The organism is Bacillus sp. T2.9-1 (assembly GCF_950097965.1).
Taxonomy (GTDB): Bacteria; Bacillota; Bacilli; order Bacillales; family Cytobacillaceae; genus Niallia; species Niallia hominis.
Map to the genome: position 1 here is coordinate 25,637 of NZ_CATNHG010000002.1, position 26,055 is coordinate 51,691.

Annotated in this window: 25 protein-coding genes; 15 read left to right on the top strand and 10 right to left on the bottom strand. The window is 34.7% G+C overall.

The window, feature by feature from the left end; genetic code table 11:
- The first annotated feature begins 17 nt into the window (after positions 1–17).
- Together QQZ16_RS01105 and helD are read left to right on the top strand one after the other, a co-directional pair.
- Positions 18–1,268 carry an MFS transporter gene (locus tag QQZ16_RS01105; protein WP_235249448.1) on the top strand — a complete coding sequence of 417 codons (1,251 nt, stop codon included), beginning with the start codon at positions 18–20 and terminating at the stop codon, positions 1,266–1,268.
- A gap of 204 nt (positions 1,269–1,472) precedes the next feature.
- Positions 1,473–3,779: an RNA polymerase recycling motor HelD gene (gene helD / locus QQZ16_RS01110; RefSeq protein ID WP_235249441.1), complete on the top strand. Its 2,307-nt coding sequence runs from the start codon at positions 1,473–1,475 to the stop codon at positions 3,777–3,779.
- A 165-nt stretch (positions 3,780–3,944) separates the two neighbouring features.
- Here helD and QQZ16_RS01115 read toward each other — a convergent pair whose 3' ends face one another.
- On the bottom strand, positions 3,945–5,315 hold the full coding sequence (locus QQZ16_RS01115; RefSeq protein WP_235249434.1) for a dipeptidase: 1,371 nt from the start codon (positions 5,313–5,315) through the stop codon (positions 3,945–3,947).
- A 162-nt stretch (positions 5,316–5,477) separates the two neighbouring features.
- Between QQZ16_RS01115 and QQZ16_RS01120 the strand changes: the two genes are divergently transcribed.
- The gene (locus QQZ16_RS01120; RefSeq protein WP_284560992.1) at positions 5,478–8,840 is read left to right on the top strand and encodes a hypothetical protein; all 3,363 of its coding nucleotides are present in this window, start codon (positions 5,478–5,480) and stop codon (positions 8,838–8,840) included.
- Positions 8,841–8,871: 31 nt separating this feature from the next.
- Here the strand turns inward: QQZ16_RS01120 and QQZ16_RS01125 are convergent, their stop codons facing one another.
- The 3 genes from QQZ16_RS01125 to QQZ16_RS01135 form a co-directional block, all read right to left on the bottom strand.
- Positions 8,872–9,444: a class D sortase gene (locus tag QQZ16_RS01125; RefSeq protein WP_235249415.1), complete on the bottom strand. Its 573-nt coding sequence runs from the start codon at positions 9,442–9,444 to the stop codon at positions 8,872–8,874.
- Positions 9,437–10,375, bottom strand: a complete 939-nt coding sequence (locus QQZ16_RS01130; RefSeq protein ID WP_235249407.1) for a processed acidic surface protein — start codon at positions 10,373–10,375, stop codon at positions 9,437–9,439. The genes QQZ16_RS01125 and QQZ16_RS01130 overlap by 8 nt, the downstream gene beginning before the upstream one ends.
- Positions 10,376–10,696: 321 nt before the next feature.
- Complete coding sequence (locus tag QQZ16_RS01135; protein WP_031537619.1) at positions 10,697–11,242, bottom strand: pyridoxamine 5'-phosphate oxidase family protein; 546 nt, start codon at positions 11,240–11,242, stop codon at positions 10,697–10,699.
- A 127-nt stretch (positions 11,243–11,369) separates the two neighbouring features.
- Between QQZ16_RS01135 and pdxR the strand changes: the two genes are divergently transcribed.
- On the top strand, positions 11,370–12,761 hold the full coding sequence (pdxR, locus tag QQZ16_RS01140) for a MocR-like pyridoxine biosynthesis transcription factor PdxR (RefSeq protein WP_235249393.1): 1,392 nt from the start codon (positions 11,370–11,372) through the stop codon (positions 12,759–12,761).
- 13 nt (positions 12,762–12,774) lie between these two features.
- A complete protein-coding gene (locus QQZ16_RS01145) occupies positions 12,775–13,410 on the top strand; it encodes a hypothetical protein (protein WP_031537623.1) in 636 nt (211 codons plus the stop codon).
- Here QQZ16_RS01145 and QQZ16_RS01150 read toward each other — a convergent pair.
- Both QQZ16_RS01150 and QQZ16_RS01155 read right to left on the bottom strand, forming a co-directional pair.
- The gene (locus QQZ16_RS01150; RefSeq protein WP_048717490.1) at positions 13,405–13,788 is read right to left on the bottom strand and encodes an Hsp20/alpha crystallin family protein; all 384 of its coding nucleotides are present in this window, start codon (positions 13,786–13,788) and stop codon (positions 13,405–13,407) included. The two genes, QQZ16_RS01145 and QQZ16_RS01150, sit on opposite strands and share 6 nt — an antisense overlap.
- 108 nt (positions 13,789–13,896) lie before the next feature.
- The gene (locus tag QQZ16_RS01155; protein ID WP_235249383.1) at positions 13,897–14,655 is read right to left on the bottom strand and encodes a TraR/DksA C4-type zinc finger protein; all 759 of its coding nucleotides are present in this window, start codon (positions 14,653–14,655) and stop codon (positions 13,897–13,899) included.
- A 218-nt stretch (positions 14,656–14,873) separates the two neighbouring features.
- Between QQZ16_RS01155 and QQZ16_RS01160 the strand changes: the two genes are divergently transcribed.
- The 5 genes from QQZ16_RS01160 to QQZ16_RS01180 are packed head-to-tail and all read left to right on the top strand — an operon-like array spanning position 14,874 to position 17,194.
- Positions 14,874–15,146, top strand: a complete 273-nt coding sequence (locus QQZ16_RS01160) for a hypothetical protein (RefSeq protein WP_031537628.1) — start codon at positions 14,874–14,876, stop codon at positions 15,144–15,146.
- Positions 15,136–15,504, top strand: coding sequence for a spore coat protein (locus QQZ16_RS01165; RefSeq protein ID WP_235249369.1), 369 nt, complete (start codon positions 15,136–15,138; stop codon positions 15,502–15,504). Before QQZ16_RS01160 ends, QQZ16_RS01165 begins: the two co-directional genes overlap by 11 nt.
- An 18-nt stretch (positions 15,505–15,522) precedes the next feature.
- Complete coding sequence (locus QQZ16_RS01170) at positions 15,523–16,659, top strand: zinc-dependent alcohol dehydrogenase (protein WP_031537634.1); 1,137 nt, start codon at positions 15,523–15,525, stop codon at positions 16,657–16,659.
- 17 nt (positions 16,660–16,676) lie between these two features.
- Complete coding sequence (locus QQZ16_RS01175) at positions 16,677–16,898, top strand: hypothetical protein (protein ID WP_031537636.1); 222 nt, start codon at positions 16,677–16,679, stop codon at positions 16,896–16,898.
- The gene (locus QQZ16_RS01180; RefSeq protein ID WP_235249361.1) at positions 16,895–17,194 is read left to right on the top strand and encodes a spore coat protein; all 300 of its coding nucleotides are present in this window, start codon (positions 16,895–16,897) and stop codon (positions 17,192–17,194) included. Before QQZ16_RS01175 ends, QQZ16_RS01180 begins: the two co-directional genes overlap by 4 nt.
- Positions 17,195–17,467: 273 nt before the next feature.
- Here the strand turns inward: QQZ16_RS01180 and QQZ16_RS01185 are convergent, their stop codons facing one another.
- Positions 17,468–17,827 carry a FlxA-like family protein gene (locus QQZ16_RS01185; RefSeq protein ID WP_031537638.1) on the bottom strand — a complete coding sequence of 120 codons (360 nt, stop codon included), beginning with the start codon at positions 17,825–17,827 and terminating at the stop codon, positions 17,468–17,470.
- A gap of 207 nt (positions 17,828–18,034) precedes the next feature.
- On the opposite strand from QQZ16_RS01185, the gene QQZ16_RS01190 reads away from it, so the two are divergent.
- Positions 18,035–18,592 (top strand): hypothetical protein, encoded by a 558-nt coding sequence (locus QQZ16_RS01190; protein WP_235249346.1) that lies wholly within the window; start codon positions 18,035–18,037, stop codon positions 18,590–18,592.
- Positions 18,593–18,690: 98 nt separating this feature from the next.
- Here QQZ16_RS01190 and QQZ16_RS01195 read toward each other — a convergent pair whose 3' ends face one another.
- Complete coding sequence (locus tag QQZ16_RS01195; protein ID WP_031537641.1) at positions 18,691–18,834, bottom strand: small acid-soluble spore protein P; 144 nt, start codon at positions 18,832–18,834, stop codon at positions 18,691–18,693.
- Positions 18,835–18,989: 155 nt separating this feature from the next.
- Between QQZ16_RS01195 and QQZ16_RS01200 the strand changes: the two genes are divergently transcribed.
- The 4 genes from QQZ16_RS01200 to QQZ16_RS01215 all read left to right on the top strand — a co-directional run bounded on the left by QQZ16_RS01200 (position 18,990) and on the right by QQZ16_RS01215 (position 23,443).
- On the top strand, positions 18,990–19,247 hold the full coding sequence (locus QQZ16_RS01200; RefSeq protein WP_031537642.1) for a hypothetical protein: 258 nt from the start codon (positions 18,990–18,992) through the stop codon (positions 19,245–19,247).
- A gap of 223 nt (positions 19,248–19,470) precedes the next feature.
- A complete protein-coding gene (gene acnA, locus QQZ16_RS01205; RefSeq protein ID WP_031537643.1) occupies positions 19,471–22,176 on the top strand; it encodes an aconitate hydratase AcnA in 2,706 nt (901 codons plus the stop codon).
- A 246-nt stretch (positions 22,177–22,422) separates the two neighbouring features.
- Positions 22,423–22,974, top strand: coding sequence for a GNAT family N-acetyltransferase (locus QQZ16_RS01210; RefSeq protein WP_235249338.1), 552 nt, complete (start codon positions 22,423–22,425; stop codon positions 22,972–22,974).
- A gap of 79 nt (positions 22,975–23,053) precedes the next feature.
- The gene (locus tag QQZ16_RS01215) at positions 23,054–23,443 is read left to right on the top strand and encodes a rhodanese-like domain-containing protein (protein WP_031537644.1); all 390 of its coding nucleotides are present in this window, start codon (positions 23,054–23,056) and stop codon (positions 23,441–23,443) included.
- 54 nt (positions 23,444–23,497) lie between these two features.
- On the opposite strand, the gene QQZ16_RS01220 is transcribed toward QQZ16_RS01215, so the two are convergent.
- Together QQZ16_RS01220 and QQZ16_RS01225 are read right to left on the bottom strand one after the other, a co-directional pair.
- Complete coding sequence (locus QQZ16_RS01220; protein ID WP_031537645.1) at positions 23,498–24,481, bottom strand: D-2-hydroxyacid dehydrogenase; 984 nt, start codon at positions 24,479–24,481, stop codon at positions 23,498–23,500.
- Positions 24,481–25,701, bottom strand: a complete 1,221-nt coding sequence (locus tag QQZ16_RS01225; RefSeq protein WP_235249336.1) for an aminotransferase-like domain-containing protein — start codon at positions 25,699–25,701, stop codon at positions 24,481–24,483. Before QQZ16_RS01225 ends, QQZ16_RS01220 begins: the two co-directional genes overlap by 1 nt.
- Positions 25,702–26,055 lie beyond the last annotated feature (354 nt).

The following is a 26,055-nucleotide window of genomic DNA, read 5'->3' on the forward strand; positions in this document are numbered from 1 at the left end:
AAAAGGATGATATAGGAATGATGGAATCAGAACAGACGAATTCAGAAAATGAAAGGCTAAGCATCAAGAATGGAGTTTACACAACGATAATTTTGAACATCTCTAATAACTATTTTCCACTCTTTGCAATAAGTGTTTTAGGAGCAACCAATTATCAAGTTGGTTTAATTAGCTCGCTTCCTCCATTTATTGGAATGTTTGCGATGATTATTGGTTCATTGATCATTAATAGGCTTCAGGAGAAGAAGATGTTTACCGTGTATTCTTTTTTAGCTGCAAGGCTTTTTTTAGTTGGTATTGCATTAGTCGTTTTTATACCTGATAAATATCAAGTAATCGTCTTTATTGTTTTGGTTGGGATCATGAATTTTCCTTTTTCCTTTGCGAATTTAAGCTGGCAGGCATTTATAGGGGACATTATTCAAGAAGATAGACGAAGTGATTTTTTTAGCACAAGAAATAAAATGATGACTTTAATCGGGATGATCTCTACTTTTTTTATTGGCATATTTCTTCAATTTTTTGATAAAACAGATCCAATTCCTTTTGTTGGATTATATTTATTAGCTTTTGTATTAGGTTTGCTTGAAATAAATTATTTGAAGAAGCATGTGGAGCCGAAAAAGAAAGAATTGCCTAAAAAAAGGACTACGCATTTTGGGATTTCTGTGTTTAGAAATAAAGCTTTTTTATATTTTATCATTAGCGCCTTGTTTTTTAATTTTGCATGGCAAATGTGTTGGACCTTGTTTAGTATCTATCAAATAAAATACGCTGGAGCTACAGGATTATGGATCAGTTTATTTGCCGTTGCTAATTCAATTGGTCAAATTATTAGTTTTAAATGGTGGGCAAGAATGGCAGATAAACATTCCAATGCAAAGATGCTTATCTTAGTATCGCTTGGAATGGCAATCGCCCCATTCATCACGATCTTTTCAACCAATCTTGTTTTTCTTGTGATAACGAATATATTTGCTGGATTATTTGTGTCAGGTACTGTCTTAATGCTATTTAATCAATTATTGGATGTGACAAATGAGGATAATCGCAGTTTATGTATTTCTAATTATAATATTTTACTTGCGTTTGTTGCTTTTATTGCCCCACAATTTGGTGTATTTATTTTGGAAACAACGAATATTTATACAGCGATGAATATTTCTGGATTTTTACGAGCTTTTAGTGGGATATTTTTCTTTTTCCTCTATATATATTTAAAGAGGAGAGAAGGAGTTTCATTCAAACGCAAGATGGCAAAAATATAAATACACATAATAAATCCCATATCCGTAAAGGCTATGGGATGTCTATGCTTATTAAAGTGGAAAATTAATTCGGAATATGTTAAAATAAATGAATCTTTTAGTGATATCAATTTATCTTCAGTAAAATACATATAATTTATCTATTATAATGATATCACATAATTGTTCTGCTTGTCAAGATAATTGATTAGGGGTGTATGCAATATGAGTAATAAAGAAGCGAAAGAAAAGGTCCAGGAACAAAAGAGGATAGATTTTGTTCGCAAGGAAATCGACGATAAGTTGAATGTGATGGAAAAAGACATTCACAATATTGGCGGTGATGTTGGTCAATTACGTTCAACCTTTTGGGAGGATGTTACGGTAAACCTTGATGAACCAGATGATGTTATTGAAACCTTTACGAGTATAAAACAACAAGCAGAGCTCCTTGGAGAACGGGAACGAACTTATGGGCAAATTCATCAGCAACAAAAGGTTCTTCAAAAATTGAAGGATACTCCTTACTTTGGCAGAATTGATTTCAATGAGGAAGGGGAAGGCACAGAAGAAATATATATTGGCATTGCTTCTTTTATGGATAAAAAAAATGAGACATTTTATATTTATGATTGGCGAGCTCCTATTTCAAGTGTTTATTATGATTATTCGCCAGGACCAGCATCTTATGAAACGCCTGGTGGGAAAATTGAGGGTGATTTACTATTAAAAAGACAATTTATCATCCGAGACGGGAAGCTTATCAGTTTATTTGATACAGGAGTAACGATTGGAGATGAGCTATTGCTTGAAGTACTTGGCAATAATGCTAATTCCATGATGAAATCAATCGTTGCGACGATTCAAAAGGAACAGAATCAAATTATACGCAATGAAAAAAGCAAATACTTACTTGTGCAGGGCGTGGCAGGAAGCGGAAAAACATCTGCTGCATTGCAACGTGTAGCTTATTTGTTATACAAGCATCGTGATACATTGAAATCAGATAATATTATGCTGTTTTCACCTAACCCATTATTTAATAGCTACGTGTCTACAGTCTTGCCGGAGCTTGGGGAAGAAAATATGCGCCAGTCTACTTTTTATGAGTATTTACAATCACGAATTGGAAAATCTTTTCAAGTAGAGGATTCCTTTTCCCAATTAGAATATTTGTTAACGGAAACGGACTCACTAAAAAAAGAAAATAGATTAAAAAGTATTCAGTTTAAAAGTAGTAAAGCGTTTAAAAAGCTTATCGATGAGTATTTAGATAATTTACATAAAGATGGTGTCGTATTTAAGGATATCGTATTTCAAAACAAAGTATTTATATCAAGTGAAGAATTGATGAGAAAATTTTATGAAATGGAGAGCCATATATCCATACCAAACCGAATGCAATTATTAATTGAATGGGCCCAAAAAGAAATGAAAAAGCATGCAAGAACCGAAAGAAAACAAGGTTGGGTTGATAACGAAATGGAGCTGTTGGATAAAGAGGAGTATTTGGAAGCATTTCATGCAGCTCAAAAAGAAGAAGACTTCGACTATTTCGATCAAGAGGAAAAATTCTTGCGGAAAATTATTGTTAATAAGCACTTTAAGTCTATCTATGCGGCTATTAAAAAATTGCGATTTATTGATGTTTCTGCTATGTATAAAGGGATTTTCGATTTAAGCTGTCCTGCACAATTAACGATGGACGAATGGAGAAGGATTGGCGAGCAAACCATCTTAAACCTGCAAAATAGAACACTGTCGTACGAAGATGCTACACCTTTTGCGTATTTAAAGGATAAATTGGAAGGAAAAAAATCCACTTCGGGAATTCGTCAAGTATTTATTGATGAAGCACAAGATTATTCTGATTTTCAAATTAATTACTTAAAAGAGCTATTTCCTTATAGCAAAATGACGCTACTTGGCGACATTAATCAAGCAATATATGCCCACCAGCATAATGAGATTGTTGCTAATGGAAAAAAGGAAGATGTCGAAAGCATCGTTTTAATGAAAAGCTATCGTTCGACCAAGGAAATTGTGGAGTTTACAAGAGGCCTTGCTGTAAATGGAGACAAAATCGAACCTTTTAATCGTCATGGTGAAAAACCACATGTAGTAAGTGTAGGAGATTCGGCTAAGCAAATAGATGATTTATTAAAGCGAATCGAAGACTGGAAGGGTAATGGCTATAAAACAATTGCAGTTATTTGTAAAACGATTAAAGAAAGCAGTAAAGTATACGAAATGCTTAAAGAGAAAGTAGAAGCAAGATTTATTCAAAAGGGCACCACATCCTATGAAAAAGGCATTTCCGTTATCCCTGCTTATTTAGCTAAAGGAATCGAGTTTGATGGAGTGATTCTTTATAATGCATCAAGCTATCAGGGCGATTTAGAAAAGGAATTGTTTTACACAGCCTGCACAAGAGCCATGCATGGATTAGCTATGTATATAGAAGATGGAATTCTGAATCCATATTTTGAGTGGATAAAGGAAGATACTTATGAGTTAATTGATGGAAGATAATATTTTTCTAAAAAAAGATAGATGAATTTAAAAGTGGTTGGAAGTAATAAGTAAAACGGAGCAGCCGAAATACACGAACTCGATGTTTCGCGAAACAGGGGAGAGCCCCTGTGACAAAGTGTATTTTGGCTGCTGCTTTATTAGTAAGTAATTTTTTTGGTTTTCTTACCAGACTTCTGCAAGTTCAAACCAATAATGGCAAATAGTTTGTAAGCCTTTATCATAATTTTCTAAATGGAAATGTTCATTTGGGGCGTGGAAATTTTCATCTGGTAATCCAAATCCCATTAACACAACAGGCAGATTTAAAATTTGGTCAAATGCTGCAACAATTGGAATAGATCCACCACCACGCGTATAGGAAGTTGGCACCTTATACACTGTTTCATAAGCTTTGCCAGCTGCTTGTATCGCTTTATGATCAAATGGCGTAACAAAAGGAGTACCTTTATCAAATAATTGAACTGTTACATCTACACCCTTTGGTTTATGAGCCTCAATATGTTTCTCTAATAATGCAACTATTTCTTCAGGATCCTGAGCAGGCACAAGTCTACAGGTAATTTTTGCACTAGCTTCTGAAGGGATAACGGTTTTTACGCCAGTTCCTTGAAAGCCACCTTTTATTCCATTGATTTCAAGAGTAGGACGCACCCAAAGCCTTTCTAAAGTAGAAAATCCTTCTTCACCGAATAGAGTAGGGGAGCCAGTTTGCTCGATGAAAGTGTCATCTGAAATTTGCAATGCTTTAAAGGCTTCCTTTTCATCTGGTGTTAAAGGTGTTACACGATCATAAAATCCTTCTACAGCAATTACTCCATTTTGATCGTGAAAGCTTGCTAATAGCCCGCTTATGGCAGCAATTGGATTTTGAATCGCTCCTCCAAATAATCCAGAATGAAGATCACTTCTTGGACCTTTAACATGAATTTCCATGCCACATAAACCACGAAGACCATAGCAAATGGTTGGTTTCCCTTGTTCTATCATCCCCGTATCGGAAATAACAATCACATCAGCACCTAATAACTCCTTGTTTTCTTCTGCAAAGAGAGGAAGGGTAGGACTGCCAACTTCCTCTTCTCCTTCTATGCAAAATTTTATATTTACTGGAAGAGAACCATTTGTTTGAAGAATCCCTTCAATAGCTTTAATATGCATAAAAACCTGTCCCTTATCATCACTTGCACCTCTTGCATAGAGTTTCTCATCTCGTATTTCAGGTGAGAAAGGGGGAGTATCCCATAGTTCTAGTGGGTCGACTGGCTGTACATCATAGTGCCCATATACTAATACAGTAGGTTTTCCTTCTGCATGAAGCCAATCTGCATAAACAACTGGATTGCCTTTTGTTTGATAGATGGAAGCATTTTCTAAGCCTGCATTCGTAAGTGCCTGTACTAACCATTCAGCTGTTTTCTGTATATCTTCTTTATGCTCGGGGAGGGCACTGATACTTTCCAATGATAAGAAAGAAAATAATTCTTCCAAGTGGACATTTCGCTTCTCTTTTAAATAATCTTCAATCATTTTCATTTCTGTATTCCTCCAATTATTTCGATATGAAAAATAAATTCGTTATATAAAAAGAATATCCTCTTTTTTAGAAAATAAAATATATTGAAAAATCATAAATGATGATGTAAAATTACACCATTAGATGAAATTGTAAGAATTAAGGCTTGTTAAGAAGAAAGGATGCATGGAATGCAGAAGAATACGATTGCCATTTTTAATCGCATTTTGGAAATTTTATATACAAAGCAATACATATCATACGAAAGTTATATGGACATAACTGCTGGCTTTGAGCGGTATATAACAGATGAAGAGAAAAAGAAGGAGCTAGAAAAGGAAGGATTAGAAAAAAAACCTGTAAAAAAAGTAATTGTGAAAAAGCAGCCTGTAAAGGAAAAGAAAAAGTATACTGCTGAACAGCTCCGTGAACGAAATATAGGGGTGATGCTTTATTTAGGAGTAGCACTACTGCTAATAGGCGGGTTAGTCGTTGCGACTAGTAATTGGGACTCTATGCCAGGATGGATGAAAGCAGTATCGATCTTTTTTGTTTCGATTTTATTTTTTGGGGTTGGTTTATTATCGAAAAAAATTATCAAAATTGATCATACTGCATTTGCTTTCTTTCTCCTTGGGAGTCTTTTTTTGCCAATAGGATTTGTTTCCGTCAGCTTTTTTCAGCTAGCAGGGGACTATCTTTCTATGCATGGTGAAGGTCGATTTTTATTAGGGGTAATAGCTGGATTGGTATTATTCCCAATCTATACTGCTCTAGCTGTTTATTTAAAGTCTGGTCTATATAAAATCCTGACCATTGGGACAATAACTGGAACGCTTGCTTTTCTCTTTGCTTTCCTCCCGTTAGCTCAAGATGGATTCTTCTTTTTTATGATAATCTATCAATTTATATTGATATATGTTTTATTGAAGTGTCAGCATTTAAAATGGATACAATACTATCAGAAGGAACTGACACCAATTGTTCAACTACAGTTAATTTTAACTGCATTATTTATGACATTTCTATTTGATAGCAGTATGATAAATGGTTTTTATTATTTAGTAATCAGCAGTCTTTTCATGATGACCGTTGCGTTAACGAAACGAAAGCATGATCATTTTTTTATTACCATTGCAATTGCGTTTGGTCTTTATCGAATTTTCACCAATCCAATTCTTCAAGACTTATTACCAGTAGCTTTTGCTTGCTTTAGTATTCTCCTTCTCTTTTTTGTGTTTATCTTAAAAGAGAAGCTGGAATGGGGAAAAGTTTGGGAGTTTACAAGCTTTGTCATTGCACTTGCCACTTTTTTCGTAACTATTGTATTTTATGGGGAACTTTTTCTCGAAGGCAGTATGTATTTAGTGTTTGCTTATCTCTTACTGGCCGTTGAATTTCTTCTTTTAACGAAAAAACTAACATATTCGTTTATTCGTTATTTGCCAGTTCTTTTTTTGAACCTAGCTTTATGGAATATAGCTGTATTGTTTTCGTTAATAAACGATGTTGATAGCTTATTCCTTGTAATCTATGGAATAAATATAGTGCTATTATTTCTGTTAGGCATATTTAATAAGTGGCATTATTTACAAGATATTAGAAAGGAATCTACCATCTATAATGTATCCTGGATGGTGTTAATAGCCTTTTTATCAACAGCAATTTTTATTGGAAAGTGGTATATTCCTGTCATGATAGGAGGAATAGCATTAAGTCTATATTTAGGAAGGCGCTTGATAAGAAATAAAACGCATAACCAACTCCTTTCCTATCTCATTCCGATTACTGTTTTTGGTGTTTATTTTACGACTGCAGAGACATTCAGCTTTATACAAGAACAAGGACTATCGTTATCGATTGCGATAGGAAGTATATTCACCGTCATAACTGGAAGTTTGTATGAAAGACTGGATAAGAACATGGGAAGGATTGGTTATTATATTGGTCAAATCTTGTACGGCTTTGGATTGCTTCTAATTCTTGAATATTTCACATTAAACAAATGGGTCACAACTGGAATGTATTTAGTAGCAATCCTTGTTTTTTACGATTTATATCGAAAAATAAAAAACAATCTTATCGCATGGCTAATTGGTATTGTTAGTTTGATTAGCTATTTAACCCTTGTTGGTTCTATTTGGAACAGTGATACATTTCTTTTTGAAACGCTTATGAAGTATGGATGGATTGGCCTGTTTATTATTGCGTTAGGGCTAAAACATACATCATTTAAGCTTCCATTCCTAACGATTTCCCATGTGTATATTATTGGAAGTATGGTCATTGATCGTTTATTTATAGGAAGTGATTCCTTCCTTCCGTTTATCTATTTGTTCATTGTTTATAGCATAAGTATCTATTTAGTTGCGAATAAATATGTGAAAATGGCTTTTCGATATGGTAGCTATCTATCTAGTTATCTCTTTCTAGCGACAATTATCTCATTTGATTTTGCAGGAGGAAATTCGTATCAACTTGCATTTATGGTACTGTCAATTGTTTTATTTGGTTTGTACTTTCTAACACAGAATAAGGTAGGGCTTCTTTACTTTTTTCTACCATTTAGTGTATTAGGGATTATTTCTTGGCTGTTTGCTTACCCATTTTCGACGGTCAGTTATTTTGTAATCCTACTATATATTATGATTGTGCTGCTTGTAATTCATTTGGAGAAACTGCATTTATTCTCCATTGGAGGAGTTGTCTTCCTGCTTATCAATAATGAAATATTGATGTATGCAAAGGAGTTTATCCCATTTGATCGTTATGTATTTACTTGTGTTTGGGGAGTATTGTTTTTGTTTATAAGTACGACAGTCTACTCGTCCATATTGAAGTGGAAGGAAGATGGGGAAAAATGGATTGATTTTTATCTAATTGGTAGTATCCTTTCTACAATATCGTTATTTGGAGTGGAAACAACCTTTAATTGGGATATTATAATACCAGGATTGTTCCTTTCTTTTCTAGCTTATTTGCAAATTAAACGAGTTAAAAAAGAAATCGAATGGATACCTAAACTTGTAAGCATATATTTGTTGCTCGTTCCGTATTATTCGTTTCTAATGATTATTACTATCAAAGAATATATTGTGACAGAGTTAGTTGTATTGCCTTGGATAATCATGGTGATTGCTACAAAGAAAATAATAAGTAAGCTAATGGCATTACACTATATTGAATGGGGAGTTATCGTTATTGTAGCTCTTATATTAGCTATTGATGGATATATTTCCCATACTATCTATGATGCGATAATCTTAGGTGGTCTTGCTATTTTGTCCATTCTCTCTGGTTTTTACTTCCGGTATAAATCCTATTTCTTTGTTGGCATTGGTGTACTTGTTCTCAATGTTTTGTTACAAACAAGACCATATTGGGGGAATTTCCCATGGTGGGTGTATTTATTAATTGCTGGGTCCATTCTCATTGCGATTGCAAGTATTTACGAAATGCAAAAACAAGGGAAGCAGCCTTTAGCTATTACAAAGCTCCTTGATTGGAAAAATAGATTACTGCTATTTTTAAAAACATGGAAATAATATAATGGCCTGGACGGTTAAAAGTTCAGGCCTATTTGTTTACTAGAGTAATTGTATTTATTAATTCAGCGGTAACAATATATCTCTTCGGTGCATTTCCAATAAAGGCAAAAGGATAACATGTGGTTAAGGTAAGAATTGGTCTGGATTTAGGGGTTAGAATGGTTGAATCATTTGAATCTACAATGGAGAATTTTGTAACTTTATATTCATAATCATTTTCTCTTGTTTCGAGAATTAATGAATCATTCTTTTCTAAATCCTTAAGGAATCTGAAAAAAGTATCACGATGTCCAGACAGTACAATATTATTGTTTTCGCCAGGTAGAGCACTTTTTCGATAGTGACCCGCACCTTTTTCTAAAATTTTTGCACTTGTCCCTTCATAGACGGGAATAGACTTCTTCGTATTAGGGACAATGATTGCTCCAATTGTTTCACCTGGTTGTACCTGTCTTAAATTGGATAAGGCCATTTGTCTGCTGGGCTGAAAAACTGGTTGCTCTATAATGGCATTAATCTTCCAATAGCTAGAAAGAGAATAGAAAACCATTATCAATCCTATCGATAGGAAGAAAACTCCAATTTTATTGGGCTTATTCATAAGATGGTTTCCTAAAGGTTAATAACACGCCTATTAGTACAAGCATGTATCCAATACATAGGATGACAGGGAGCGGTGATGCTGTATTTGGAAGCTGTGCTGCATAGAGAGTAGCTAAACCTTTTGTTACTTCGGTCAATTCTACCATTTTATCTACTGCATCGACAGAGGAAACCATGTCTGGTGACACAATGGCATCTCCAATTAACGTATTGTTGGTATCATATAATTCAATTGCAACGGTTGTATCCATTTGTTTATTAAAAAGATCACTTAGTGCAAGCTCTTTTCTTTTCCCATTATCATCAATACTTATTAGTACAGGCTTCATAGCTGTTGTGGTAAAAAAATCTTGCCAAAAATGAGTTAACGCTGCATTTTCTTTATCACTAATCTCGCTTTCTTGGTCTATTTCTTGGAATCGATTTAAATTTTCTTTCCATTCCACGACTTTTGCTGCGAGTAAGGTAGGGCTTTGTTTATTTAAGTGCCCGTAAAATTGCTGTTTTTCTGTGTCGTCAAACCCGATATTCTCAAGAAACTCTTCTAATTGCAGCATTTTCTCTTCATGATTTTTATAAAAATCAATGGCAACCTCTAAATCTTCTAAAAACCAAAAATTCTCTACTGTTTCATGATAGCCTGCCAATAAGATATCTAATTCTTCTCTTGTCATCGAATTTTGAATAAGCAGTTCTTCCAGATTTGTAGGAGTGATAGGGGTGCCCAGCTGTTTTTCTAATAAATGTATATTATCAAAATCATTAACGTTTAATCCTTTAAATGTTAAATATTCTTCTAAATCATCTGTAGTCCAACCTAGTTTACTAGCTAAAGTCTCTATTTCTTTTTCACTTGGAGAAGCGAATGCAGGTGTTGCTTGCATGCATACTCCTAAGAAAAGAAGAAGAGAAGGAAGAATTTTTTTCATTAAGACAAGTCACCTCCATAATTCTATTGGTAGTGTTTGTCATTTTATGAAAATAATACGTGAATAGGAAAATTTATTTTGGGAGGAAGTGGAGGATAGGGCTGATGAGCAGTGGGGTATGATTGGAAAAACTAATATATGATTCAAAGCATGATAGAAGATATATTGTCCGGTCGTCAGTGCCCAAAGCGAGAGCACAGCATTCTAAAGGCAACAGAAGGATAGCCTAAAACATCCAAAAATGGGAGCGTTAGAGTTAGAGGATAAAAGACAAAAACTTAACTCGATAATAATTAGGCTATCCATCCATTCCAATCATCTTTACGAATCCATTTTAATCGTTCTACCAGGGGTGAATTTTGCTACTTCATCTAACTTATTTTCTTTTGCTGAAATATGGCTTGGAGTAATTTTATAAATAGCTGTTTTACTCCCCAATGCCGAGACATATCTTTCTAAATGAGATTTAGCGAGCGGTTTCTCATAATATCCAGGTACATACTTATTTAGCATTGCCTGCATGACATCACGGCTTTCATTGATATTCTCAAGCAGTGTAACTTCTCCGAAGACTATAACACTCATATAGGCAGTATCTACTTTAGCTGGTATGGGATTGCTCATCACGCCTCTTGCTTCACTGACAGTAAAGCAAGCATGGTTATTTTTAAGGATAATCCGCGTTTTTCTGCCTTCACTGGCACCGTGAAAGTATAAACATTCATGGAACCAAACATAATTTAATGGAATAACATATGGAACATTTTCATCCACTAATCCAAGATGCCCTATATTTGTTTTATGTAAAAAATCATTAATTTTTTCCTTGTCTGTCACTTCCATCGTTGATTGTCGCATCGCATTCATTATTTATTCCATCCCTTCCTTGTATTGTTTCTATATTTTAAAATATAAATAGTCATTTCAATAGGAACAGTTTAAGATAATTTTATAGGTACAAATTTAAATAGCATCGAAAAATAGGGGGAAGAACGTGAATATTGCGATTCATTTGCATAAAGATAAGAAGGAGCCTGTATACATACAGTTGTATCACTATTTTAAACAGGAGATTTTGACAGGGAAAATAGAAGCTGGGACAAAGCTACCGTCGATTCGCTATTTAGCGAGTTTCTTGCATATTAGCAAAAATACAGTGATTGATGCATACCAACAATTATGGATGGAAGGATATGTGGAGAGCAAGGAGAAAAGTGGCTATACGGTTGTTGCATTACCTAGCTATGAATATACAGCACAGCAACAGAAAAAAGTAGTTGCAAAAAGTCCAGAGACGGGTACAAATGCTTGTATAGACTTTCATTATGGAGATATTGATGGGGTTAATTTCCCTCTAAACGGTTGGAAGAAGACGATTAAAGCCGTCATGGAGGACAATCAGACCCACTGGATGAAGTATGGCAATAAACAAGGAGAATTAGCATTAAGAGAAGAATTGGTTGGGTATTTATATAGATCTCGGGGCATTCAAACTACTGCTGACAATCTTGTCATTACGGCAGGGACAGAACATTTAATTCATCTAGTGCTATCTCTTATGGAAGATAAGTCCTTATTTATTGGGATGGAAGAGCCAGGATATGATGGAGTACGAAATGTATTTATGGAAAGGGGAATCCCGATTCAATCAATACCTGTTTTAGAAGAGGACGGGCATGACTTGTCGGCACTTCTAAACAGTGCATGTAACCTTACATATGTTACCCCTTCTCATCAATTTCCGATAGGGAAGATTATGCCTATTGGAAAACGTATAGAGCTATTAAAATGGGCAGAAAGAAGAGATGGCTATATTTTAGAAGATGATTATGACAGTGAGTTCCGTTTTCAAGGAGCGCCAATTCCAAGCATGAAAGCCATTGATCAACAGGATCGAGTCATTTATTTAGGGACATTTTCAAAGGCTTTTTTGCCATCTCTACGAATAAGCTATATGATTTTACCAGACGTGTTGCTTGAAAAATGGAAAGAAAAAAGGAGGCCTGATTCACAAGCAAGCTCTCCACTTTTACAGCAGGCATTGGCAAGCTTTATTCATAACGGAGATTTTGAACGCCATATTAAGCGAATGCGCAAGGTATATGAAAGAAAATATGTGTTCTTAGTCCAATGCATAAAGGAATATATGGGAGAGCAAGTGCAAGTAATTGGGGAGAAGGCTGGTTTACATTTACTTATCCGTATTCCAAATAAAGAAGATAGATTTCTTGAAGAAGCAGAAAGAATAGGGATTAAAATTTATACAACGGAATCTTATTATACAGAGAAAAAAGACAGATATCCTTTTTTACTAGGTTTTGGGGGATTGGAAGAAAAGGAAATAAAAGAAGGAATACAACGATTAGCACGTGCTTTATTTACATAAGGGAGGAATAGTTTTGGTTTCCGTAATAACGTTTATTATTGGGATAATAGTTGCTTTTTTTACTTTCTTTCTATTGGACAACTATTTTTCATTTCCTGTCACTCTGAATATATTAATTTGTTATATTATAGTCCTAATCATCATGTACTTAACAACATTGATTAGTGTTAACGCAACGAGAAATATAAATAAATTGGAAAAGCTATTTAAAAAAAATAGAAAGCATCCCTATTACAGCTTTGTTTATGCGATAAGCAATAAAGACGATAAAAGGGTGATTACGAGCTATCGGAAACTGATAAAACAGAAAAAGTATCAGTCTCAGTATGCTCTTTTCACGATTATATTTTCTCTTTATTTTGATAAGACGTTATATCTTGGGGAAGAGGTAGAGAAAATAAAGAAATCAGAACAAAAGCTGTACTATCGAACATTGATTTTTATTAAAGAAAATAAATTAGCAGAAGCTAATAAGTCGATGAAAGCGATAAAGAAAAAATGGATGAAAGAAGCACTATTAGCAGAAATTGCGTTAAAAAATGGGGAAGAGGACATTGCGAAAAGGCATGCTAAAAGTGCTTTAAAGCATACAAAAGGCATCCAATATTATACATTGTTAAAAACATATGAAAGGGAATTATCTTTATAGATTTTGAATTGGGACAGAAGATGATTGCAAATAGTTCTGTTGCTTTTCTTTCTGAATGAAAATTTCAAGAATTTGATTTGTGTATACAGCATGTATTGGATTTTGAGTTATAGCAATCGGAAAATCAATTGTTCTCCTCTTTTCCTCAGAAGAAATCGAATCTTGAAGGAATGCCTTAATAATTAGGAGATTTTTTTCAACTGAAATATGAATATCGCCTGCTCGGCAATTTGGTAAAAATGCTTCGACAATATACTCCTTCTCTGTTTCATATACATCAATGCGAAATTCTGCTTCATCTAATACGGAAGTAAGTGGATCAAGAAAATGATTTTTAAACCATTCATCCATTAAATGAATCCAGTTATCATCATTCATATTAAGTCCTCCTTAGTATATGTAGCATATTCTAAAGAGGGGGAAAGAGTGACGGAGAATCTACAAAGTATAGGGGAGAATACTCTCCCCTAAGAAAGACAAATAATTTTAATCCTCATTTTCAACATAAGGTTCATGCTCATATGCAGGCAAGTCACCAAATGTTGTCATAATGCCTTCTTCGTCTAAGCTTTGTTCATATCGTTTATGCTGCTCATTCGGATAGACAGTTATATTTTTCCCTTCTATATCTACACCGATGAAATTTTCGTAATCTTCCACATAGCCAATATTCTCATTGCTCTCTGTGTATACGTCATTATAATGATCAAAGACTGGATGGGCAAAATCAGATGGCGTCTCGGATGTTCCCCAGCTAGAAACCTCCTGCCAAGAATCCTCTGCATCAAATACGACAGATTCATCTTTATTATCCATATCAAACTTGCCGAAAGGAGGCATTAAAATTTCTTCTTCCACAGGTCGCTTTTCAGAAATTTTCTGATCAGGAGAATGTTCCCTACAATAAAGTGTAGTAGGAATAACCTCCAATCTTTCAATCGGTATATCTTGAGAACAGGTTGCGCATTTTCCGTATGTTCCTTCGTCTATTGCTTTTAAAGCATTTAAAACTCCCATATATTCATGATGATAATGTTCAGCAAGGGCGATATCCTTCTCACGCTCATAAAGCTCTGTTCCTTCATCACCTGGATGATTATCATAACTTGATAACTCTCCAACAGATTCATGGTAATGCCCATCTTTCAATCCTAAATTATCATTTTGATCAAATCTTACTTCTAAATCTATTTTCTGTTCATCTAATACTTTTTGAAAATGGGACATTTGTTGTTTATTTAGCATAAGAACCTAATCCTTTCAAGAAGTCATTTGCTTTATTAGTATGAGCAAAAGAAACAAGAACATTAAAGGGAAAATGTACATAATTTTATTTTCTCTTTTACCGAAATAGAGAGGATTTATTATAAAAGGAATTAATTGTTAAATATTGTTAGTGAGATGACAACGAAAGAAGGAGAAAATAGCTAAGTAATTCTTATTAAGACAGGAGGTAATTGGTCATGGAAAGCAAAAGCTTGACTCCACATGAATCATTGGATTTACATGAAGTTATCAATTTTAAAACACTATGCATAGCAAAATCAAAGTTAATGCAAGGTCTTGTTTTTGACCAAGACTTAAAAAATTTAATGAAAAAAGATGTTGAACAGTCTATTTTGGCACTGTCAGAACTACAAGAAATGTATAAGAATGGCCCATTTGAAACGGTAATCCCAGAAATGCGTCCAACACCAATTTTAGATGGAGAGGAAGGTATAAAAGTTGAACAATGACTATCTTGATCCCATTAATGCATTAAATATGCCAGAGCTTGCTGATACAACCTTAGCAACCGATTTTCTTATTCGCGCTAAAGAAGGAGTAAGAAATTTAGCAGTAGCACTAACTGAAACAGCATCACCTGATTTAAGAATTCTCTTGCGCAAACAGCTTAAGCAGGCAATTCAAATGCATCAAGAAATTACCGAATTGATGTTGGAAAAAAAGTGGTTTCATCCCCATGATTTAAGTGAGCAATATCAATTGGACCAGCTTTCTGCAAAGAATATAATAATGATTGGAAATATGAACTTATTTACTGGTGAAACAAATCGCAAAGGAATGTTTGATCGGACACCTGATGCGCATTAAACTTGGAGGGTATATGGAATGAAAGCAGTAACATATCAAGGAATTAAAAATGTGGAAGTGAAAGAAGTAGAGGATCCGAAGATTTTAAAGGCAGATGACATGATTATAAAGGTAACGAGCACTGCTATTTGTGGATCTGATTTGCATTTAATTCATGGAATGATTCCAAATTTAGAGGAAAATTATATAATTGGCCATGAACCGATGGGAATTGTGGAAGAAATTGGACCCGGTGTAACGAAACTAAAAAAAGGGGATCGAGTCATTATTCCTTTTAATATTGCTTGTGGAGAATGCCAGTATTGTAAAAATAATTTGGAGAGTCAATGTGATAATTCCAATGATCATGGAGATATGGGTGCCTATTTTGGCTATTCAGGAAATACAGGTGGCTATCCAGGTGGACAAGCAGAGTATCTACGGGTGCCTTTTGCTAATTTTACCCATTTTAAAATTCCAGAAACTTGTGAGGAGCCCGATGAAAAGCTAAGTGTAATTTCCGATGCAATGACAACAGGTTTTTGGAGTGTTGATAATGCAGGTGTTAAGGAAGGTGATACGGTCATTGTATTTGGTTGTGGACCTGTTGGGCTTTTTTCACAAAAGTTTGCTTGGCTAAAAGGAGCAAAGCGTGTGATAGCTGTAGATTACATTGATTATCGGCTTCAACATGCTAAACGGACGAATAAGGTAGAAATAGTTAATTTTGAACAGCATGAAAACGTAGGAAACTATTTAAAGGAAATCACAAAAGGTGGAGCAGATGTTGTAATAGATGCGGTTGGAATGGATGGGAAGATGAATGACCTAGAATTTCTAGCAAGTGGCATGAAGCTACAAGGCGGAACAATGAGTGCCCTAGTCATGGCAGCCCAAGCAGTTCGCAAATGTGGAACCATTCAACTAACAGGGGTTTATGGTGGTAGATATAATGGTTTTCCATTAGGGGATATTATGCAGCGCAATGTTAATATTCGTTCTGGACAAGCACCGGTTATTCATTATATGCCATATATGTTTGAATTAGTCTCTAGTGGCAAAATTGATCCAAGTGATGTAGTTAGCCACGTTATACCTCTTAGTGAAGCAAAGCACGGCTATGAAATTTTTGATACGAAAACAGACAATTGTATAAAAGTTGTTCTCAAACCATAAGGAAAGAAGGGAATAAAATGAACTATTGTTTACATGAGGTGCTAGAGGTTCAAGAATTAGCTACTTTTAAAACGATTTGTTTGACAAAATCCAAAACAATGCGTGCGTTAGTATCAGACCCTCTGCTAAAAGATATGATGATGGAGGATGTAGACCTTTCAACTAGACAGCTACAAGAATTTTCCTCTATCTTATCAAAAGCGAAAGAGATGGAAGGCTTAGGAGTGAAAATGCAATGAATTCTATTATTGAATATTTGACAGGCATGGATGCTTTAACCGATCAAATGATTGCGACTGATTTATTAATTTCAGTAAAAAGCGGAATCAGAAATTATTCTATGGCAATAACGGAAACTGTTCATCCTGAAATAAAAGAGATACTCGGACGTCATTTAGATGAAGCACTTGATATGCATGAAAGATTATCAAGTTATATGGCTGAAAAAGGCTGGTATCACGCTTTTGAGCCAAAGGAACAAATCAATCTTAATTTGCAAAATATTGATACAGCCTTAAATTTGCCTATATTGTAATGAAAAAATAGGAGAAGTTCGTGGAGACCAGATAACATGAATTATTCACAATGACAGCTTACTGAAGGCATGAATCATTTCATAACTAAAAAAACAATTGGCTTGTATGACAATACAAGTTTGAAAAATACTATTGAAAGCATTGGCTAAGATTTATTCAGTATAAAAGATAACGGAGACCGGTTTCCTCTTGAAATCGGTCTCACTATCTTAGCAAAGCTTTGAACAATATTTATCAAGTGAAGAATAGGATATTCACTTTTGATATATGGACTATTTTGGATTATTCTCCGTTTCTTTTTTTGAATCCTTGTACAAAGTGTATGCTTCCCTACTGATAAGTATATTATCTTCTTGTATTTTTGAAGCTGTATTGGAACTACTACTTCCTTCTGATTTCTGATTCTGCAGTGCTTGAATCTGTTCTTCTATTTCAGAAATTTGCTTTTTAAGCTGTTCAATCTGTTTTTCTCTTTCTTCTTCTTGAATGCTTTCATTTTGCTCAATTTGAGTTTGCTGTGATTGTAATTGTTGCTTTTGGGCTTCTAATGTTTTAATTTGATTGGTCACATCAGAGGAACGGGTGCTTGTGCTAGTAATTCCTGTGCTGGTATTTGAAATAGATTGTATCATGCTTTCTCTTTCCCTTCCTATTTAATAATAATTAATTATAAGAAAGATTTCTTTATTTTTTCTTAAGATTTTATAGCAAAACTTTAAAATAACGGCATGATAGATAGGTTTATAACTAAAAAAGAGTCATTTCACCTAAGTATAAAATGACGTATCTAGGACAAATTACAGAAGAATAGATAAATAATTTTAATGAGAGGAAATACTATGTCAGTTGAAGAGTATTGGAGTAAAATTAACCACGCAAGCGCGAAAGTATCCTCTTTAATTAGTTCCTATTGGCATGAGCATTCTGATTGGACTAGCTGGCAATTTTGGATTATTCTAACCTGTTTAATTCTCCCACTTATTGTTCTTTTAATAAAACTGGATAAAGGGAAAGCACTTCAAATTCTATTCTTTGGATACACTGTACATATGCTATGGACTTATACAGAAATAATATTGATCAGATTGGGGCTTATGGATCATCATTATTTTCTTCTTCCGTTCTTACCACAAGCCATTGGAATAACCTCTTCCTTACTTCCCGTTTCTTTTATGCTATTATATCAGTATTGTATAAAACAGGATAAGAATTTTCTATTATGCTCCATAGTATTGGCTGCTGTAATTGCCTTCCTATTTGTTCCTATTGAAAAGAAAATTGGATTTATTGCCCTTGTAAAAGGACTAAATAATTTTCATGTTTTTTTAATAGATGTTATTATTTCAATGCTTGCTTATGGATTGACAAAATTCTTTGTTGCTTTTTATCAGAAGTAAAAAGAGCCCAACTCAACTTTGAGAAGGCTCTTTTTACCACATATATGATCATGTAAATGTGTGACAAGTATAATATATTAAAAATAAATTAGTGTTGCTTACATATCATGGTGGTTGTTATGCTTTTGTCTTGAATGGTTACGATTTTTAACCTTTTTGCTACCGCTAAGTGGCTCGGGCTGTCCTGATTGATTCCCTTTAGGCGCGTTTCTTCTCATATCTTTGCTATCATTTTTGTTCATTTGTATTCTCTCCTTTCGTTTTTTCATGAAGAGGTATTGCTTCACTACCTTTATAGAATGGTTTTTCAAGCCGACATTTATACCGCATATTTTTATGATTCTCTGCACAACTTATTGGTAAGCAACATGAATATATAATGCAGGAGGATATGAACATGCCTTATCATAGTAATAAACAAGAAGCTTTTCAAGATGCCCAACGAAATTTGTATGAAACGCAGAATCTTTATCAGGATATAGTAAAAGACTCAGCTAATTATGGACATCAGCTTAAGCATTTAAAACAAGAAATAAATGAAACATATCAACAAATTGAAAATGCTTTGGAAGTAGCTTCTGAGCATCAAAAGGAGCAATTAGAAAGCTTTCAAAAAGATTTAAAAAGTATTGTTGACGAAGTAAACGAAATCTAAAATAGGAGACCATCTGAAAAGCCAGTCTTTTTCGATGGTCTATTTTTTCAGCAAGAAAATGAAAGTCAATAAGAAAAACTTATCGTATTTGATAACTTACTTGTTATTTACTTATCATGCTCCTTGTATTAAAATTATAGATGGTAAATAGATAATAGAGTGATCAAATTGTTCGACTATTTTTCTATTTTTGGTATATGATTACAATGAGGGGGTAATACATATGGCAAAGGATTTTTATAATGCCCGCCAATCATTTGAAGTAGGTGGGAAGCGCTATCATTACTATCAATTAGCAGCTTTGGAAAAGAAGGGAATCGGTAAAGTATCGAAATTGCCTTATTCTATCAAGGTGTTACTAGAATCAGTTTTACGACAAATGGACGATTTTGTTATTAAACAAGAGCATGTAGAAAATCTTGCAAAATGGGGAACGGATGAGGTAAAGGAAATTGATGTTCCATTTAAACCTTCGAGGGTAATCCTCCAAGACTTTACAGGCGTTCCTGCAGTTGTTGACCTTGCTTCTCTACGAAAAGCAATGGCTGACTTAGGCGGAGATCCTAGTAAAATTAATCCTGAGAAACCAGTAGACCTAGTTATCGACCACAGTGTCCAGGTAGATAAATACGGAACTCCAGATGCATTAAAAGCAAATATGGAATTAGAATTCGAAAGAAATGCAGAAAGATATCAATTCTTAAGCTGGGCGCAAAAGGCATTTGATAATTATCGTGCCGTACCGCCAGCAACCGGTATCGTTCACCAAGTAAATTTAGAATATTTAGCAAATGTAGTACATGTTAATGAAACGCCAGAGGGCGAATACGAAACATTCCCAGATACATTAGTTGGTACTGATTCTCATACAACAATGATTAACGGTATCGGTGTGCTTGGCTGGGGTGTTGGTGGAATTGAAGCAGAAGCAGGTATGTTGGGACAACCTTCTTATTTTCCAGTACCAGAAGTAGTAGGGGTAAAACTTGTTGGTGAAATGCCAAACGGTTCTACTGCAACAGACCTAGCCTTAAAAGTAACACAAGTACTTCGTTCAAAAGGTGTAGTCGGAAAGTTTGTTGAATTCTATGGACCTGGTGTCCCGCAATTACCACTTGCAGACCGTGCAACCATTGCGAATATGGCACCAGAATATGGAGCAACTTGTGGATTCTTCCCAGTCGATAAGGAATCTTTATCCTACATGCGCTTAACTGGGCGTTCCGAAGAGCAAATCAATGTTGTTGAGGCTTACTGTAAAGAAAACGGTTTATTCTTCGATCCGAATTTAGAACCGGTATATACAGATGTTGTAGAGATAAACCTAGCAGAAATTGAGCCAAATCTTTCTGGTCCAAAAAGACCGCAAGATTTAATTCCACTTTCTAAATTGAAAGAGGTATTTAATGCGTCTGTAACAGCACCAGAAGGAAACCAAGGTTTTGGCTTAAAAGCAGACGAATTTGATAAAGAAGTAGTAGTTGATTTTGCAAATGGAGATTCCACTACAATGAAGACTGGCTCTGTTGCAATTGCGGCGATTACAAGCTGTACAAATACATCCAATCCATATGTATTAGTTGGTGCAGGATTAGTTGCGAAAAAAGCAGTAGAAAAAGGTATGGAAGTACCTAAGTTTGTGAAAACATCTTTAGCACCAGGTTCTAAAGTAGTTACTGGTTATTTAAGAGATTCTGGACTACTACCATATTTAGAGCAAATTGGATTCAACCTTGTAGGTTATGGATGTACGACATGTATCGGTAACTCAGGTCCGCTTAAAGAAGAAATTGAGAAAGCTATTTCAGATTCCGATTTACTTGTAACAAGTGTATTATCTGGTAACCGTAACTTTGAAGGCCGCATTCATCCGCTAGTAAAAGCAAACTATTTAGCTTCACCACCATTGGTTGTTGCTTATGCACTTGCTGGAACAGTGGATATTGACCTACAAAAAGAACCTATTGGAAAAGATAAAGATGGTAACGATGTATTCTTTAAGGATATTTGGCCATCTACAGAAGAAGTAAACGAACTAGTTCATCGAACAGTTACGCCTGATCTATTTAATAAAGAATATGACAGAGTATTTGATGATAATGAGCGCTGGAACGAAATTCAAACAAGCAGTGATTCGTTATATAGTTTTGATGATACTTCTACTTATATTCAAAACCCACCGTTCTTTGAAGGATTAAAGCCTGATCCTGAACAAGTATTACCATTAAAAAGCTTGCGAGTTGTAGGGAAGTTCGGCGATTCGGTAACGACTGACCATATCTCTCCTGCAGGTGCAATCGGAGTAAATACTCCAGCTGGTAAATACTTAAAAGATAATGGTGTAGCGCCACGTGATTTCAACTCATACGGTTCTCGTCGTGGTAACCATGAAGTTATGATGAGAGGAACATTTGCGAATATACGTATTCGTAACCAAATTGCACCAGGAACAGAAGGTGGATTCACAACGCACTGGCCAACAGGTGAAGTAACCTCCATTTATGATGCATGTATGAAGTACAAAGAAGAAGGAACTGGCTTAATGGTTATTGCAGGAAAAGATTACGGAATGGGTTCATCTCGTGACTGGGCTGCAAAAGGAACAAACCTATTAGGTATTAAAACAGTTATCGCAGAAAGCTTTGAGAGAATTCACCGTTCTAACTTAGTGTTAATGGGAGTACTTCCATTACAATTTAAAGAGGGCGAGAATGCTGAAAGCTTAGGTTTAACGGGAAAAGAAACATTTAACGTATATGTAGACGAAACGGTTAAACCACGTGATTTCTTAGAAGTAACAGCTACTACAGAAGATGGAAAGAAGATTACATTCGAAGCGTTAGTGCGTTTTGACTCTGAAGTAGAAATTGATTACTATCGCCATGGTGGTATTTTGCCAATGGTATTACGTGAGAAATTAAAAAACTAATAGATTAAGAGAAGCTCTCTCTATGGAAGGTTGACAAGTTTTTTCTAGCTTTTTGGGTAAGTTAATGCTCAATAGTTAGACAAAATGTCTCATTCTAGAGAGAGTTTTTTTCATTAGGAATTATTATCTTAGTAGGATTTTTATTGATTCATTCTATTGACTTAATAGTTCCTCTACATACCTTAGCGTAATTTTTTATAATATTAGTATATATTTACAATCTTAAATGAAGGAGAATACTATTTCATGAAAATAATTCCCATTTCTTATCATCAAAATGGATTACGTTATACGATAAGATGTGCAGAAGAAAAAGACGCAGATCAACTTTCGCAAATAAGGCTAAAAATAGATGGAGAAACATCTTTCTTTGATCGAAATCCTGGTGAAGGGATGCTAACTCCAAATGATTTTAAACAATTGATTCATACAGATTTACAAGGATTCAATCGATTGTTTTTACTAGCTGAAACAGAAACAGGTCAAATTATTGCTTTTTCACGATGCGAAGGCTCTAGCTTGAAACGTCTTATGCATAAAGTAGAATTTGGCATTGGAGTATTAAAGGACTATTGGGGCTATAAAGTTGGACCGAAATTATTACAAGCATCCTTAACATGGGCAACGGAAAATAAAATGGCGAAAATGACACTATCTGTAATCGAAACGAATGAGAAAGCAATAAAATTATATAAACGATTTGGATTTGAAGTAGAAGGAATATTAAAAAAGGATAAACTACTTGAAGACGGAGAATACTATTCTACCATTATAATGTCAAGGTTCTTGTCTGAGTAAAAAAAGGAAGCGATTTATTAGTAAATGGAGGAAAATTTTGTTACTATGTAAATGTTAGATAATATAAGGAGTGATGTAAATGCCATTAACTTTTGGTCAACTAGTCGAAGAAGCAAGAAAGAATGTACCTGGAATTTCATCTGTAGAAGCAAAAAAGAAAATGGAGGAAAACCCAAACACTTACATAATTGATGTGCAAGATGCAGCAGATGCAGGAGCATGTGGCTTAATTCCAAGCTCTGTTAATATCTCTTTAGGAATGCTTCCAATTCGTGCTGATTTGGAATTGCCGGAAGAATTAAGAGATCCAGAATTAGCTGATCGTAATCGTCCAGTTCTTGTTACATGCGGTCTTGGTGGACAAGCATCACTTGGTGCATATTTATTAAAACAAATGGGATTTACTGATGTTGCTTTTATCGAAGGCGGAACAACTGCATGGAAAAAAGAAGGGTTTGAAACAGTATAAGTGAATGAGCAAGTAAAAAAACTGCCGAATTTAATCTCGGCAGTTTTTTCCTTATTAATAGCCCAATTGTTTATCAACTACATTGATTAGGTCTTTGCCATCTTTAAATCGCTGGATATTTTCTAGAAATACCTCCATGTAACGATTTATAGTGTTTGGCGAAAAGAAGGCATTATGTGGAGATATAATAACATTTTCCACCTCCCATAATGGGTGTTCATGTGGCAAAGGCTCTACCTCAAATACATCCAATGCAGCTCCAGCAATTTTTTTCTCGTTTAATAAATGGATGAGTTCCTCTTCTTCGATCGTATTTCCTCTTCCAATATTAATTAGAAAACTACTTTCTTTCATTTTTGCTAATCTTTCCTTGTTAATCAGCTGGTATGTATCAGGGGTTGAAGGCAAAGCAAGAATAAGAAAATCAGCCACTGCTATCACATCATCTATATGGTCCAGACCAACGATTTTATCTGCAGGATCCTCACCAGATAATTTGGAAGGTCTTTTCTTACAGCCGATGACAAACATATCCAATGCTTTTGCCCGTTTAGCAATTTGTTTTCCAATTTCCCCATAGCCAATTATTCCAACTGTTGAGCCTGAAAGGTCCGTAATAGGAGTGGGCGCCCACCTATTGTCCAGCTGGTTTCGAATCATTAAGTGTATTCCTCTTGCCAAACCAGCCATCATCGCAATTGTATGTTCTGCGATTGGAACAGATGTGCAACCCTTTGTATTCGTAATAACAATATCACTCTTTCTTACTTCCTCATGTAAAAGAGCATCCAGACCAACACTTAATGATTGCACCCATTTTATATTTGGGGCATTTTTCAAAATCGATAGGGTATCAGTTAAACCTAAAGTTAATACAATATTACAGTCACTAATATCCTGGCTTATCGGTGGTTCAGGTTCTCCGTATTCCCAATGATCCACAATAACTTCTGCTCCTAATGCAGATATTTGAGCAAGATACTTTTCTGGTATAGTTCTTCTGATATAAATTTTAGGCATATTTGATACATTAGTCATTAATTTGCTTCCTCAATCATTTGTTTACTATTAACATGCTCATAATAGGTTTTTGCAAGTCGTTTAATTGCTTCTTGGATAATTTCTTCTTCACAGAAAGTAAAACATAAACGCATATGATTGTATCCCTCGTTTTGTAAGAAGAAATGCTTACCAGCGATATAGGAAACACCAGCCAGCATTGCGGCATCAACAAACTCACTAGTATCAATGTCATCTGGGAAAGTAAGCCAAAGAAAGAAACCTCCTTGTGGTTCATGAAAGGAAACATCTTCACCAAAGTGTTGCTTTATCGCAGAAACCATCGCGTTTTTACGTGAAAGATAGATAGAATTCAAATTATTGATTTGTTCATCCATATCTATTTGTTCAAGTAAATTCTTTGTGACTTCTTGTACATACACACTTGTTAACCCATCTATTTTTAAAATTTGCATTTTTTCGATTATTTCTTTTAATCCAATTGCCCAACCAAGTCGTAAGCCAGGTGCGATTATCTTTGAAAAAGTACTTAAGTAAATAACTCTTTCAGGTCCAAATGAATAAATAGCTGGAGTGTAGTTTTTATTGAAGGAAAGCTCCACATAGGCGTCATCCTCAATAATAAAGAAATTGTATTCATAAGCCAATTCAGCAAGGCGTTTTCTTCTTTCAATAGATAAATTGACGCCACCTGGATTTTGGTAATTTGGAATGATATACATCAATTTTGGCAAAGGAAGATTATTTTTTACCCGTTGAATTAGCTCTTGTTCGACTAGATCCACTCGTAAGCCATGTTCGTCGATTGGAAAAGAAAGCAAATTCGTTTCCGCTAAGCGAAATGTTTTAAGGGCTCCAAAAAAGGTTGGTGCTTCTACCCATATTTCATCACCAGGATCTGTGAGTGTTCTTGTGATTAAATCAATCGCTTGGGAGCTTCCTGCAGTAACGATAATTTCTTTTTCTGTTGCTTCAATTTCTCTCAGCTTAGATCGCTCTTTAATCCAATTTAGGATGTTCTTAGGACCAGTTCCACCACTATAAGCCAAAGCTTGTCTTCCTTGTGTATTCATTGCAGCTTCTGTCGCTGCGGTCATTTTATCAACTGGAAGAGATTCAGGTGCAGGAAAGCCAAAAGATAAAGGGATCAGATCATCTTGTTTCCCTGCAAAAGCAGATCCGACAACTTCTATTTCAGGGAACCTTTTACTAAATGAAAATTGCTTTAATAGATGCATGTTTACCACCGTCCATATGTTATTTTAAAAAAATTAAAGAGAGCTTTACTATCTAATGCGTTCATTGCTTGTTAAAAGGATAATAAGTCACTCCTTTTCTTAAAAAGGCTATTTCAATTAATATAAGCTATTTATTTCGTAATGGGAAATATTAAAAAACTTTAAAAATAAAAGAAAACAAGAGATTAGAAGATAAAAAGTACATAAAATAACAAAAATTCGGAATTTTATTAATTTATAATAAAAATTATTTAATACACGAAATTCAGAAGTGAAATAGGAAAAACAATATGACTATAAGAGTTAAGGGAGGGTAGGTGGTTATTTAACAGCCGTTAAAGGTCTGGATAGTTT